The organism is Pseudonocardia charpentierae (genome assembly GCF_031845345.1).
GTDB classification, from domain to species: Bacteria; Actinomycetota; Actinomycetes; order Mycobacteriales; family Pseudonocardiaceae; genus Pseudonocardia; species Pseudonocardia charpentierae.
Genome location: NZ_JAVREJ010000005.1, coordinates 207,041 through 220,611, shown reverse-complemented (window position 1 = coordinate 220,611; position 13,571 = coordinate 207,041). Strand labels below are relative to the sequence as shown.

General features: G+C 73.8%; 11 protein-coding genes. 7 read left to right on the top strand and 4 right to left on the bottom strand.

The window, feature by feature from the left end; translation table 11 throughout:
• Nucleotides 1–8 precede the first annotated feature (8 nt).
• The gene (gcvT, locus tag RM445_RS10355; RefSeq protein ID WP_311555951.1) at nucleotides 9–1,115 is read right to left on the bottom strand and encodes a glycine cleavage system aminomethyltransferase GcvT; all 1,107 of its coding nucleotides are present in this window, start codon (nucleotides 1,113–1,115) and stop codon (nucleotides 9–11) included.
• An 11-nt stretch (nucleotides 1,116–1,126) separates the two neighbouring features.
• Complete coding sequence (locus RM445_RS10350) at nucleotides 1,127–2,383, bottom strand: APC family permease (protein WP_311555950.1); 1,257 nt, start codon at nucleotides 2,381–2,383, stop codon at nucleotides 1,127–1,129.
• Nucleotides 2,384–2,446: 63 nt separating this feature from the next.
• On the opposite strand from RM445_RS10350, the gene RM445_RS10345 reads away from it, so the two are divergent.
• On the top strand, nucleotides 2,447–4,027 hold the full coding sequence (locus tag RM445_RS10345) for a leucyl aminopeptidase (protein WP_449619176.1): 1,581 nt from the start codon (nucleotides 2,447–2,449) through the stop codon (nucleotides 4,025–4,027).
• A gap of 2 nt (nucleotides 4,028–4,029) precedes the next feature.
• Here the strand turns inward: RM445_RS10345 and RM445_RS10340 are convergent, their stop codons facing one another.
• Complete coding sequence (locus RM445_RS10340) at nucleotides 4,030–4,380, bottom strand: oxidoreductase (RefSeq protein ID WP_311555948.1); 351 nt, start codon at nucleotides 4,378–4,380, stop codon at nucleotides 4,030–4,032.
• A 189-nt stretch (nucleotides 4,381–4,569) separates the two neighbouring features.
• On the opposite strand from RM445_RS10340, the gene lpdA reads away from it, so the two are divergent.
• The 5 genes from lpdA to lipB all read left to right on the top strand — a co-directional run bounded on the left by lpdA (nucleotide 4,570) and on the right by lipB (nucleotide 11,553).
• Nucleotides 4,570–5,952, top strand: coding sequence for a dihydrolipoyl dehydrogenase (gene lpdA / locus RM445_RS10335; RefSeq protein WP_311555947.1), 1,383 nt, complete (start codon nucleotides 4,570–4,572; stop codon nucleotides 5,950–5,952).
• An 83-nt stretch (nucleotides 5,953–6,035) separates the two neighbouring features.
• Nucleotides 6,036–8,126: a 2-oxoglutarate dehydrogenase, E2 component, dihydrolipoamide succinyltransferase gene (sucB, locus tag RM445_RS10330; RefSeq protein ID WP_311555946.1), complete on the top strand. Its 2,091-nt coding sequence runs from the start codon at nucleotides 6,036–6,038 to the stop codon at nucleotides 8,124–8,126.
• 224 nt (nucleotides 8,127–8,350) lie between these two features.
• Entirely contained in the window at nucleotides 8,351–9,244 is an 894-nt protein-coding gene (locus RM445_RS10325; protein ID WP_311555945.1) for a TIGR01777 family oxidoreductase, read from the top strand.
• A gap of 1 nt (nucleotide 9,245) precedes the next feature.
• The gene (locus RM445_RS10320; RefSeq protein ID WP_311555944.1) at nucleotides 9,246–10,475 is read left to right on the top strand and encodes an NAD(P)/FAD-dependent oxidoreductase; all 1,230 of its coding nucleotides are present in this window, start codon (nucleotides 9,246–9,248) and stop codon (nucleotides 10,473–10,475) included.
• A 328-nt stretch (nucleotides 10,476–10,803) separates the two neighbouring features.
• Entirely contained in the window at nucleotides 10,804–11,553 is a 750-nt protein-coding gene (gene lipB, locus RM445_RS10315) for a lipoyl(octanoyl) transferase LipB (protein WP_311555943.1), read from the top strand.
• A gap of 4 nt (nucleotides 11,554–11,557) precedes the next feature.
• Here the strand turns inward: lipB and RM445_RS10310 are convergent, their stop codons facing one another.
• A complete protein-coding gene (locus tag RM445_RS10310) occupies nucleotides 11,558–12,490 on the bottom strand; it encodes an LLM class F420-dependent oxidoreductase (RefSeq protein WP_311555942.1) in 933 nt (310 codons plus the stop codon).
• 69 nt (nucleotides 12,491–12,559) lie between these two features.
• Here RM445_RS10310 and lipA point away from each other — a divergent pair, with 69 nt between their 5' ends.
• Entirely contained in the window at nucleotides 12,560–13,561 is a 1,002-nt protein-coding gene (gene lipA / locus RM445_RS10305; protein ID WP_311555941.1) for a lipoyl synthase, read from the top strand.
• Nucleotides 13,562–13,571: the final 10 nt, after the last annotated feature.

Here is a 13,571-nt window from a genome sequence, read left to right as displayed (position 1 = left end):
CGACCCGGTCAGCGCACGTGCGAGGGCACGAACGGCGGCTTCACCACCGTGCACGCCAGCGCGCGGCCGCGGACGTCCACCGACACCGTGTCGTCCAGGCCCACGTCCGACGCCGAGTCGATCAAGGCCAGGGCGATACCGGTCTTCAGGGTCGGGGAGAAGGTTCCCGAGGTCGTCACGCCCACCCGCTCCCCCGCGGCGTCGAGCACCGCCATCCCCGCACGGGGTACGCCGCGGCCCGTCGCCCGCAGGCCGCGCAGCCGCCGGGCCGGGCCGGCGTCCTTCTCCGCCACCAGCGCCGCGCGTCCCCAGAACTCCGGCTTCTTCCAGCCCACCGCCCACCCGCTGCCCGCCTGGACGGGCGTGATCTCCCGCGACAGGTCCTGGCCGTGCAGCGGGTAGCCCATCTCCGTGCGGAGCGTGTCGCGGGCCGCCAGCCCGCACGGCCTGCCCTGCAGCGGCGCGGCGGCCGCGAGCAGGGCGTCCCACACGGTGCCCGCCTCGTCCGCCGGGACGAGCAGCTCGTAGCCGTGCTCGCCGGTGTAGCCGGTGCGGCACACCCGGATGCCCGCCACGTCGGCGAACGCCATGTACGCCAGGCCGGCGAGATCCGCCGCCCCCGGCAGCACCGTGACCAGCGCCTCCGCGGCGCGGGGCCCCTGCACGGCGAGCACCGCGAGATCCTCGTGCCGATCGACCACCTCGACCCCGTCCGGCGCCGCGGCGCGCAGCATCGCGGCCACCATCGCCGCGTTCGCCGCATTCGGCACGAGCAGCAGGTCGTCCGGGCTCACGAGGTAGGCGATGAGGTCGTCGACGACGCCGCCGTCGTCCGCGCAGCAGAGCGTGTACTGGGCCTGGCCGGGAGCGATCCGGCCCAGGTCCGCGGTCAGGCAGCGATCGACGAACGCCGCGGCCCCGGGACCGGTCACCGACGCCTTGCCGAGATGGCTCACGTCGAAGATCCCGACCGCTGTACGCACCGCTGTGTGCTCGGCGACGGAGCCGCCCGGGTAGGAGATCGGCATCGACCACCCGCCGAAGCCGCCCATCGTCGCGCCGAGGGCGACGTGCCGGTCGTGCAGGGGGCCGGTGCGCAGGGTCTCGGTCGCCACGAGGGCAGACGCTACCGGTCAGCTCGCGCGCGACGCCGGACGTTCACCGTCGTCAGGACCCACAGCACCACGAGCACCACCACCGTCACCGCGAGCCCGCGGACGGGCAGCAGCAGCGCCAGCAGCACGCACAGCACCGCACCCGTCGCGAAGATCGAGGTCGGCCAGCTGCGCGCCGAAGCGGGCAGCAGCACGGCTGCCATGGCGACGAGCGCGTAGTGCACGAGCAGCGCGCACGACGCCACGGTCAGCGCACCCACCGGGCCGAGCGCCACGACGACGACCACCGCGGCCGCCCCGCCCATCAGGTCCGCCCGCCACAGGCCGCCCCGCCGTCCCGGCGTCCCCAGCACGCGCGGCAGCTCGCCGCGCTGCGCCATCATCGCCGCGGTGCGCGATCCGCCCGCGAGTACCGCGAGCAGCGCCGATCCGCACGCCACCGCCGCGCCCACCCGCACAAGGACGCCCAGCGCCGGTGCCCCGCCGGCGTCGACCAGTGCGGCCAGCGGGGCGGCGGCGGTGGCCACGTCGTCGACCCCGAGCCCGCACAGCAGCGCCGCCGCGACGGCGAGGTGCACGAGCAGCGCCACGCCCAGCGTCAGGCCGATGACCCGCCGCGGCTCGGGCAGCTCGGTCGCGAGCGGGAAGAGCCGGGAGAAGCCGACGAAGGTGAAGAACAACAGCCCCGCGGCCGTGAGCAGACCCGGTGCTCCCGCCGACGCCGGGCCGACCGGCACCACGGCCTGCGCGGCCGCGGAGACGTCGGCAGGGCTCCCACCCACGCCCGCGAGCCCGACGAGCACCGCCACGAAGAGCACGACGCCGACCCCGCCGACCAGCGCCCACGCACTCCGGAGCGTCCATGTCACGCCGGCGACCGCCAGACCCGTCACGACCACCACGAGCCCGACGGCGGCCAGCACCGGCCGGCTCGGCAGGACGTAGCTGCCGAACACCGTCGCCGCCGTGCCCGCCACCGCGGCGCGGCCCACGAGGTAGGCCAGGTTCGCCAGGCGGGTCAGGCCCGCGGGCAACAGCTCCGACCCGCCCACCGCACAGCCCTCGGGGTGGGCACGCGCGATGTCCGAGCCCGCTGCTGCGACGCACAACGCGACGATCCCGGCGACGACCACCGCCACCGGCAGCCACACCCCCGCCGCGGCCGCGGCGGGGCCCCAGACGCCGAACACGCCGGCGCCGAGCATCGCGGCGAGGCCGAGGACGACCGCGTTGGCGGTCCCCGGACGGCGCGTGACGCTCGCAGGCACAGTGTCAAGCGTCGCACCCGGACCTGCCGTGATCAGCCGCACCCCGGTGTCATTAGCATCTCGATGCGGTTTCACCGCCGGAAGGTGCCCGCGCCCGTCCATCCGTCAGGAGCCCACGTGACCGAGCTGCACCTGCTGAGCGGGACGAATGCCGCGATGGCCACCGCGGACGCGGTGGTGGTCGGCGTTCTGCCCGCCCGCGACGACGACACCGAGAACGGGCCCCGGCTCGCCCCGGGCGCGGCCGCCGTCGACGCCGCGTTCGACGGCGGACTCGCGGCGCTGCTGGCCCTCGCCGGCGCGACGGGGCGGGCGGACGAGGTCGTCCGCGTCCCGACCCGCGGCACGATCACCGCACCGCTGCTTGTCGCCGTCGGGGTCGGACCGACCGGCGACGAAGGGCCCACCGCCGAGCAGCTGCGACGGGCGTCGGGCGCCGCAGCCCGGGCGCTGGCCGGCACGGACCATGCGGTGACGACGCTGTCGTGGTCCGCCACAGATGCCCTGGCTGCCGAGGCCGTGACCGCCACCGCCGAAGGCACCCTGCTGGGCGCGTACGCGTTCACCGAGTACAAGAACGCCGGTGGGCGGCCGGCGGTGCGTCGGGTCGACCTCGCCTCCGACGCGGCCGCCGACGATGCGGAGGCCGCGCTGCGCCGGGCGACCGCGGTGGCCACGGCCGTCGCCACCGCCCGGGACCTGGTGAACACCCCACCCAACGATCTGTTCCCCGAGAGCTTCGCCGCGCGGGCCGCGGCGCTGGGCGAGGCGGCCGGGCTCGAGGTCGAGATCCTCGACGACGCGGCGCTCGCGGCAGGCGGGTACGGCGGCATCCTCGGGGTCGGCGCCGGGTCGTCGCGCAAGCCGCGGCTGCTGCGGCTGCGCTGGTCCGGCGGCCCGGCCCCGCGGGCGTCGGTGGCGCTGGTCGGCAAGGGCGTCACGTTCGACACCGGCGGCATCTCGATCAAGCCGGCCCCGCACATGGACCACATGACCTCGGACATGGCCGGTGCCGCCGCGGTGGTGGCGACGACGGTGCTCGCCGCCCGGCTCGAGCTGCCGATCACCGTCACCGCGACGGTGCCGATGGCCGAGAACATGCCGTCGTCGACCGCGTACCGACCCGGCGACGTGCTGCGGATGTACGGCGGCAAGACCGTCGAGGTGCTCAACACGGACGCGGAGGGCCGGCTGATCCTGGCCGACGCGATCGTCCGGGCACTCGAGGACGAGCCCGACTACCTGATCGACACCGCGACGCTCACCGGCGCCCAGCTCGTCGCCCTCGGCACGCGCACGGCGGCCGTGATGGGCAGCGAGGTGTTCCGCGACCGGGTCGCGGTGCTCGGCCGCGGGGTCGGCGAGGACGCGTGGGCCATGCCGTTCCCGGACCACCTCCGCGCAGAGCTCGACTCGCGGGTCGCCGACATCGCCAACGTCACCGGCCACCGCAACGGCGGGATGCTCGCAGCGGGGATCTTCCTGCGCGAGTTCGTGCACGACGGCCTGCCCTGGGCGCACATCGACATCGCGGGTCCGGCGTTCCACACGAGCGGGCCCTACGGCTACACGACGAAGGGCGGCACGGGCGTGCCGGTCCGGACGCTGGCCGCGGTGCTGGCGGACATCGCCGACAACGGGTAGCGCTACGCGCCGAGATCGCGGCGGCGTTCCCGGTCGCGCAGGATCCGCTGCCGGGCGTCGTGGTCGCGCATCCGCTGGGGATAGCCGACGATCTGCACGTCGTACACCGGCATCCGCATCGACCGCGCCAGCTTCCGCGCGCCGGCCGGGCCGGCGATCCGCCTCCGCGTCCACTCGCCGTCCTTCGCGACCAACACGATCGTGTGGTCGGTGACGGCCGTCCGCGGCTCGACGAACGCCTCGACGCCCTCGTGGGCGGCCGCCCACGCGCGCAGGTGCGCTTCGTCGTCGGCCGTCGAGCGGCGCAACGTCCCCGCCCTGTTGCGCCCCCGCAGCCGCGCCCACAACCCCATGCGGCCCCTCCTCCACTCTCGCCTCTCCGCAGGGAGGCTCCCGGGGAACAACGTGCGCGATGCCCGGTTTTCTCCCGGTGAGACCGCACGCCCGTTCGCGGTCGCGGAAGTGACAGGATGGGCTGCGACGACCCGCGCGGCGGTCAGGCGCGGGCTTGGCGATTTCCGAACTCCGAGGGAGATGTCGACGTGCCGGAGCACAACGCGGACCTGGTGATCCTCGGCGGGGGCTCGGGCGGGTACGCCTGCGCTCTCCGGGCGGCGGAGCTCGGGATGTCGGTGGTGCTGGTCGAGAAGGACAAGCTGGGCGGTACCTGCCTGCACTGGGGCTGCATCCCGACGAAGGCCCTGCTGCACGCCGCCGAGGTCGCCGACGCCGCCCGCGAGGGCGACAAGATCGGCGTCAAGAGCTCGCTGGCCGGGATCGACATGGCTGGGGTGAACGCCTACAAGGACGGCGTGGTCGCCAAGCTCTACAAGGGCCTGCAGGGCCTGGTGAAGAGCCGGAAGATCAACTTTGTGGCGGGGACCGGGAAGTTCGTCGCGCCGAACGCCGTCGAGGTGGACGGCGACCGGTACGTCGGCAAGAAGGTCGTCCTCGCCACCGGCAGCTACTCCAAGACGCTCCCGGGCCTCGACGTCGGCGGCCGGATCATCACCAGCAACGAGGCCATCCGGCTCGACTCCGTGCCGCAGCGGATCGTCATCCTGGGCGGCGGCGTGATCGGCGTGGAGTTCGCGTCGGTGTTCAAGAGCTTCGGCTCCGAGGTGACCATCGTCGAGGCGCTGCCGCGGCTCGTCCCGAACGAAGACGAGTTCGCCTCGAAGGCGCTGGAGCGCGCGTTCCGCCGCCGTAAGATCGCCTTCAAGACCGGGGTGCGGTTCACCGGCGCGAAGCAGACCGAGGACAGCGTCACGGTGTCGCTGGAGTCCGGGGAGGACATCGAGGCGGACCTGCTGCTCGTCGCGGTCGGCCGGGGCCCGAACACCGCCGGGCACGGCTACGAGGAGGCCGGCGTGAACATGGAGCGCGGCTTCGTCCTCGCCGACGAGCGGCTCCGCACCAACCTCGACAACGTCTACGCCCTCGGCGACATCGTCCCCGGCCTGCAGCTCGCGCACCGCGGGTTCGCCCAGGGCATCTTCGTCGCCGAGGACATCGCCGGGTTGAACCCGCCGGTGATCGACGAGATGGGTATTCCGCGCGTCACCTACTGCGAGCCCGAGGTCGCCTCGGTCGGGCTGACCGAGGCCCAGGCCAAGGACAAGTTCGGCGAGGTGCAGACGCTGACCTACGACCTCGCCGGCAACGGCAAGTCGCAGATCCTGCAGACCCAGGGTGCGATCAAGCTCGTCAAGCAGGGCGCGAAGGGCACCGCAGGCCCGGTGGTCGGCATCCACATGGTCGGCGCCCGCGTCGGTGAGCTCATCGGGGAGGCCCAGCTGGTCTACAACTGGGACGCCGAGGCGGACGACGTGGCCGCCCTGATCCACGCCCACCCCACCCAGAACGAGGCCTTCGGGGAGGCCCATCTGGCCCTCGCCGGCAAGCCCCTGCATTCTCACAGCTGATCCGCCCCGCCTCCCCCGAACCCGCAGAGCCGCATCCCCAGAGCCGCACCGTCGCCGGCCGAGAACAGGAGCTCCGACCCGCCATGGCCTTCACCGTCCAGATGCCCGCCCTCGGCGAGAGCGTCACCGAGGGCACCGTCACCCGCTGGCTCAAGCAGGAGGGCGACCGGGTCGAGGTCGACGAGCCCCTGCTCGAGGTCTCCACCGACAAGGTCGACACCGAGATCCCGTCCCCCGCCGCAGGGGTTCTGCAGCGGATCGTCGCCGGTGAGGACGAGACCGTCGAGGTCGGCGGCGACCTGGCCGTGATCGGCGACGGCGACGGCGACTCCGGCGGCGGAGCCGACTCCGAGGCCGACTCCGACACCGAGACCGACGACACCGGGACCGACGACACCGGGACCGACGACACCGGGACCGACGACACCGGGACCGACGACACCGAGACCGACGACACCGAGACCGACGACACCGAGACCGACGACACCGGGACCGACGACACCGCGGAGGCCGCGGAAGCGCCGGCCGAGGACGAAGCCGACGCCGAGCCGGGCGGCGGGGACGACGCTCCCCAGTACCCGAACCAGGCCGCCGAGCCCGCGGACGACGCGAAGTCGGACACCGCACAGGACTCGGGCGCGTCCGGGAAGTCGGGCGGCTCGGGCAAGTCCGGCGGGTCGGGAACGCCGGTCACGATGCCCGAGCTGGGCGAGAGCGTCACCGAGGGCACCGTGACCCGGTGGCTCAAGCAGGTCGGCGACACCGTCGAGGTCGACGAGCCCCTGCTCGAGGTCTCCACCGACAAGGTCGACACGGAGATCCCCTCGCCGGTCGCGGGCACCCTGCTGTCGATCACCGCGGACGAAGACGAGACCGTGCAGGTCGGCGCCGAGCTCGCGGTGGTCGGCGATCCCGACCAGGCCGGCGGGGAGCAGTCGGGTGGGGACCAGAGCAGCAGCTCGAACGGGTCAGGGAAGGCACCGACCGACGACGCCCCGGCCGCGGAGCGCGACGCCGAGACACCCGACGACCAGGAGCCCGTGGCCGAGCAGCCCGCTCCCCGCGGTTCGGGCGACGGCGAGGCGACGGCCGAGGCGGAGGAGAGCGCGGAGCGCGACGAGGAGCCGGAGAACCAGCCGAAGCGTCCCTCCGGCGCCGCCGGCTCGGACGAGGGCTCCGCGGACGACGGCGACAGCCGGTCGAGCGCTCCCTACGTGACCCCGCTCGTGCGCAAGCTCGCCTCCGAGAACGACGTCGACCTGTCCACCGTCTCGGGCTCGGGCGTCGGTGGCCGGATCCGCAAGCAGGACGTGCTCGCCGCCGCAGAGAAGGCCGCAGCGCGCAAGCAGGAGCAGGACAAGGAGAAGGAGCAGGCCGCCCGCCCGGCGCCCGCAGCGGCGTCCGACGCCCCGGTCCGCCGTTCGGCGCCCACCCCGGCGAAGGGCGCCCCCGAGCCGGGCAGCACGGTCAAGATGCCGCGGCTGCGCCAGGTGATCGCGCAGCGGATGAGCGAGTCGCTGCGGGTGTCGGCACAGCTGACCACCGTGCAGGAGGTCGACGTCACCCGCATCGCCCGGCTGCGTGCGCGGGCGAAGGCCGAGTTCGAGCGGCGCGAGGGCGTCAAGCTGACCTACCTGCCGTTCTTCGCCAAGGCGACGGTCGAGGCGCTCAAGCAGTACCCGCAGATCAACGCCTCGATCGACCAGGACGGCAAGGAGGTGACCTACCACGGGGCCGTGCACCTGGCCATCGCGGTCGACACCCCGCGCGGGCTGCTCGTGCCGGTGATCCCGAACGCGGACGAGCTGAACATCGCCGGGCTGGCCAAGCACATCGCGGACCTGGCCGCGCGGACCCGCGACAACAAGGTGGGCCCGACGGAGCTGTCCGGCGGCACGTTCACGATCACCAACATCGGCAGCTCGGGCGCGCTGTTCGACACGCCGATCATCAACCAGCCCCAGGTCGCGATCCTCGGTACCGGCGCGATCACCAAGGAGGCCAAGGTGGTGGCCGGCCCGGACGGTGAAGACGTCATCGCGATCCGCTCGGTGTGCTTCCTGCCGCTGACCTACGACCACCGGCTCGTCGACGGCGCGGACGCTGGCCGGTTCGTCACGGCCATCCGTGAGCGGCTGGAAGAGGGCGCGTTCGAGGCCGACCTGGGCCTGTAGGGCGCCTCGTTCGGGGTGCGTGCACGCGAGCTGATCGTCCGGACGGTGACCCGGCCGGACGATCAGCTCACCTGATCGTCCGGCCCGAAAACCGGTGTCACGCGGTCCAATACGCCCCCGACGATCAACTCAGCTGATCGTCGGGCCCGTCCCGTAGGGCGGCCCACGCGGCGGTGCGGGCGCGTCGACTCGCGCGCCCGCACCGGAGCCGACAGGATCGCCGCGTGCGCGTCGTCGTGGCCGGTTCGTCCGGCTTGATCGGAACCGCCCTGGTCGCCCACCTCCGCGCGGGCGGGCACGAGGTGTTGCGCCTGGTCCGGAGGGATCCCGCCGGACCGGACGAGCGTGGCTGGGACCCGCCTGCGGGCCGGATCGACGCGGGCACGTTCGACGGCGTCGACGCGGTGGTCAACCTGGGCGGTGTCGGCATCGCGGACCGGCCGTGGAGCGGCGCCCGCCGCCAGGCCATCCGCGACAGTCGCGTGGTGCCGACCGAGGTGCTGGCCGGGGCGGTCGCCGAGCACGGCGTGCCGGCCTTCCTGAGCGGTTCGGCCACGGGTTACTACGGCAACGCCGGCGGTGTGGCCGTCGACGAGTCGCACCCGTCGGGCTCGGGCTTCCTCGCCGAGATCACGCGGGAGTGGGAGGCGGCGACGCAGCGGGCCCGCGACTCCGGTGCACGGGTCGTGGCCCTGCGTACCGGGCTGGTGATCTCGCCGTCGGGTGGGCTGCTCGGGCCGCTCAAGTTGCTCTTCGGGTTCGCGCTGGGCGGCCGGATCGGCCCCGGGACCCAGTACATGCCGTGGGTCTCGCTCGACGACGAGATCGGTGCCATCGGGTTCCTGGTGGAAACGGCCTCGGTCGACGGGCCGGTGAACCTCGTCGGGCCGACGCCGGTCACGAACGCCGAGTTCACCGCCACGCTGGCGAAGGCGCTGCACCGGCCTTCCGCTTTCGCCGTCCCCGCCGCACTGATCAAGACGGTGGCGGGGTCGATGGGCGAGGAGATGCTGCTCTACGGGCAGCGGGTGGTGCCGGCGAAGCTGGAGGCGGCGGGCTACCGGTTCCGGCACCGGACGCTCGACGAGGCGCTGGCGGCGGCGCTGGACCGGGCCTGAGGTGGCCGCACACGACGTCGTCGTGGTCGGCGCCGGGCTCGCCGGGCTGCGAGCGGCGCAGCTGCTGTCGCGACGAGGCCTCGACGTGGTAGTGCTGGAGGCCGCGGACCGCCCGGGTGGCCGGGTGGCCACGGACGTCGTCGACGGCTTCCGCTGCGACCGCGGCTTTCAGGTGCTGAACACCTCCTACCCCGCCCTGCGTGCCGCGGCCGATCTCGACGCCCTGGACCTGCGGGCCTTTACCCCGGCCGCCGCCGTCCGCGACGCCGACGGCCTGCACGTGTACGGGGACCCGCGGCGGCGGCCCGCGCTGACGCCCCGGATGGCGCTCGACCCTCTTGTTCCGCTGCGCGACAAGGCAGCCCTCGGGGCCTGGACGGCCCGGATCCTGGCCGCGGGACCGCGCCGAGTCGTGGCGCATGGCGGCCGGTCCGCGGCCGCCGACCTCGCCGCCGCCGGTGTGCGGGGCCCGGTGGTCGACCGCGTGCTGCGGCCCTTCCTGTCCGGGGTGCTCGGGGAGGGCGAGCTCGCGACGTCCGCGGCGTACGTCCGGCTGGTGTGGCGGGCGTTCGCGATCGGCACGATCGCGGTGCCGGCCGCGGGCATGGGCGCGATCCCGGCGCAGCTCGCCGCCGGGTTGCCGGACGGAGTGCTGCGGCTCGGGCGTCGCGTCGAAGCCGTCCGTGCCGGGGTCGTCCGGGTGGACGGCGACGAGCTCTCCACACGGGCGGTCGTGGTGGCGACGGACCCGGTGACGGCGTCGTCGCTGCTCCCGGGGGTGGCCGTACCCCGGATGTACGCGCTGACCACGCTCTATTACGTGGCGCCCGCCCCGCCCGCGCACGAGCCGACGCTGCACCTCGACGGCACGGGTGGCCCGCTGGCCAACACGGTGGTGCTGACCGAGGCCGCGCCCGGCTACTCCCCCGACCACAGGGCGCTGGTGTCGTCGTCGTTCCTCGGGGTGGCCGACCGCGTGCCCGAGCCCGTTGTCCGCCGCGAGCTGGGCCGGCTGTACGGCGTGCTGACCGACGGGTGGGAGCACCTGCACACGGCGGAGATCCCCCGCGCCCTGCCCGCCCTCCCGGCGGCGAGCCCGCTACGCCGCGACGTCGCGCTGGGCGATGGCCTGTTCGTGGCGGGCGACCACCGCGACACCCCGTCGCAGCAGGGCGCCCTGGTGAGCGGCCGGCGCGCGGCCCAGGCCGTCTTCGCCCACCTCGGCGTCTGAGCCGTACACGACCGCAGAACTCGCGTGCACGAACGCAAGACTCGCGCACACCCCGCCGCGAGTCTTGCGCCGGTGTACGCGAGTCTTGCGCTGCGGTACGCGAGTCTTGCGTTCCGGTACGGCGGGTTCCGGGGCTGATCAGGGCGCCCGACCTGCAGCCGACCGGCCCCACCGTCGACCGGGCGACGTTCTCCAAGTGGGGCCCGGAACTGGCGGACCGGGTGGGCGCGTCGACGCTCCTGCTCGCCACTGGTGGAGATCGTGACGAGCGCGGACGTCCTGGCCTGACGCACGTGTTCCGCGGGCCGTCACGGCGTAGCGTGATCGCATGGGGTACGACCGCACGGGATCCTGCCGCGCCACCATCGAGCCGTTGCACGTCGAGCAGCTCGGGCTCGTCGACTACCGCACCGCCTGGGACGCGCAGCGCGCCCACGCCGCCGCCCGGCGCGACGGCACCGGCCCGGACGTGCTCATGCTACTGGAGCACCCGCCGGTCTACACCGCGGGAAAGCGGACTCGCCCGGCGGACCGGCCCACGGACGGCACCCCCGTCGTCGACGTCGACCGCGGCGGCCTGATCACCTGGCACGGCCCCGGCCAGCTCGTCGGCTACCCCCTCGTGGCGCTCGCGACCCCGTTGGACGTCCTGGACTACGTGCGTCGCCTCGAGGAGGCGCTGATCGCCGTGGTCACCGGGATGGGCCTGCCGGGCGCCGGTCGGGTGGACGGGCGCACCGGCGTCTGGTTGCCCGCGGACGCCCGTGGACCCGAGCGCAAGGTCGCCGCCATCGGCGTCCGGGTCCAGGGCGGCGTGACGATGCACGGCTTCGCGCTCAACTGCGATCCCGACCTGACCTGGTTCGACCGGATCGTGCCCTGCGGGATCACCGACGCCGGGGTGACGTCGCTGGCCGTCGAGCTGGGCCGGCACGTGGGCGTCGACGAGATGCGCGACGCGACCGCCGCAGCGATCGCGGCGGCCCTCGACGGCGGGTTGCCGGTCGGGGAGCACGTCGTCGCCCGCGCACCGGCCCCGGCCGGCCTCGACCTCCAGCTCCACCCCGCCCTGCAGTAGCCGCCTACGTCAGCTGCGGCGCCACCTCGGCGGCGATCAGCTCGAGGTGGTCGAGGTCGGCCAGGTCGAGGATCTGTAGGTAGAAGCGGCTGAGTCCGGTCCGCTCGCGCCACGTACCGAGCTGGTCGACGACCTGCGCCACGGTGCCCGTGAGGTCGAACGGGTTGAGCTCGTCGACCTTCTTGCCGAGCGCCTCCGCCCGGCGTGCGACCTCGGCGTCGTCGCGACCCACGCACGTCATCTGGGCCACCGAGCGGGCCAAGGTCGCCGGGTCGCGGCCGGCCTCGGCACAGGCGCGGTCGACGCGGGCGAACTGCGCAGCGACCTCGTCGACGGTCGCGAACGGCACGTTGAACTCGGTGGCGAACCGGGCGGCGAGCTCCGGGGTGCGCCGCTTCCCCTTGCCCCCGACGATCACCGGCGGGTGCGGCTGCTGCACCGGCTTCGGCAGCGCGGGCGAGTCGACGACCGTGTAGTGGGTGCCGGTGAACGAGTACCGCTCCCCCGGCGGCGTCGTCCAGAGGCCGGTGAGGATCTCCAGCTGCTCGGCCAGCCGGTCGAAGCGCTCGCTCACGGCCGGGAACGGGATCCCGTACGCCTGGTGCTCGGCCTCGAACCACCCCGTGCCCAGCCCCAGCTCGACCCGTCCGCCCGACATCTGGTCGACCTGCGCCACGGCCACCGCGAGCGGGCCGGGCAGGCGGAAGGTCGCCGACGTGACCAGCGTGCCGAGCCGGATCCGGGACGTCTCCCGGGCCAGCCCGGCGAGCGTCACGTACGAGTCGGTCGGGCCGGGTTCGCCCGGAACTCCCATCGCGAGGAAGTGGTCGGACCGGAAGAAGGCGTCGAAGTCGCACTCCTCGGTCGCCTGCGCCACACGCAGCAGGTCGTCGTAGGTCGCCCCCTGCTGGGGCTCGGTGAAGATCCTGAGGTCCACGGGGCGAGGCTACCGATTCACGATCACACGGACCGCCGGAAACCGACATCACCGCGTAACCTTGTTGCTGTGACGATCGCCCCGGACGGACGAAAGCTGCTTCGCCTCGAGGTGCGCAACAGCGAGACACCCATCGAGCGCAAGCCCGAGTGGATCCGCACCCGCGCCCACACCGGTCCGCAGTACTCCGAGCTCAAGGGGCTCGTGCGCTCGGGCGGCCTGCACACGGTGTGCGAGGAGGCCGGCTGCCCCAACATCTACGAGTGCTGGGAAGACCGCGAGGCCACCTTCCTCATCGGGGGGGACCAGTGCACGCGGCGGTGCGACTTCTGCCAGATCGACACCGGGAAGCCTGCTGATCTGGACCTGGACGAGCCCCGTCGCGTCGCGGAGTCCGTGCAGACGATGGGCCTGCGCTACTCCACGATCACCGGCGTCGCCCGCGACGACCTCCCCGACGGCGGCGCCTGGCTCTACGCCGAGACCGTGCGGCTGATCCACGAGCTCAACCCGGGCACCGGCGTCGAGCTGCTGATCCCGGACTTCAACTCCGACGACGCCCAGCTCGGCGAGGTGTTCGACGCCCGTCCCGAGGTGCTCGCGCACAACCTGGAGACGGTGCCGCGGATCTTCAAGCGCATCCGGCCCGCGTTCCGCTACTCCCGCTCGCTGGAGGTGCTCACGAAGGCCCGTGCGGCGGGGCTCGTCACCAAGAGCAACCTGATCCTGGGCATGGGCGAGACGCCGGACGAGGTCACCGCCGCGCTGCACGACCTGTACGACGCGGGCTGCGAGATCATCACGATCACCCAGTACCTGCGGCCGTCGCTGCGCCACCACCCGGTGGAGCGCTGGGTCAAGCCGCAGGAGTTCGTCGACCACTCGACCACGGCGGAGAAAATCGGGTTCGCCGGGGTGATGGCCGGCCCGCTGGTGCGCTCGTCGTACCGGGCGGGGCGGCTCTACGCCCAGACGGTGGCGCACCGCGGCGAGGAGCTCTCGCCCGCGCTCGCTCACCTCGCGGCCGAGGGTGCCGCCCGGCAGGAGGCGCGCTCGCTGCTCGCCCGGTAGCGGAGCCGAC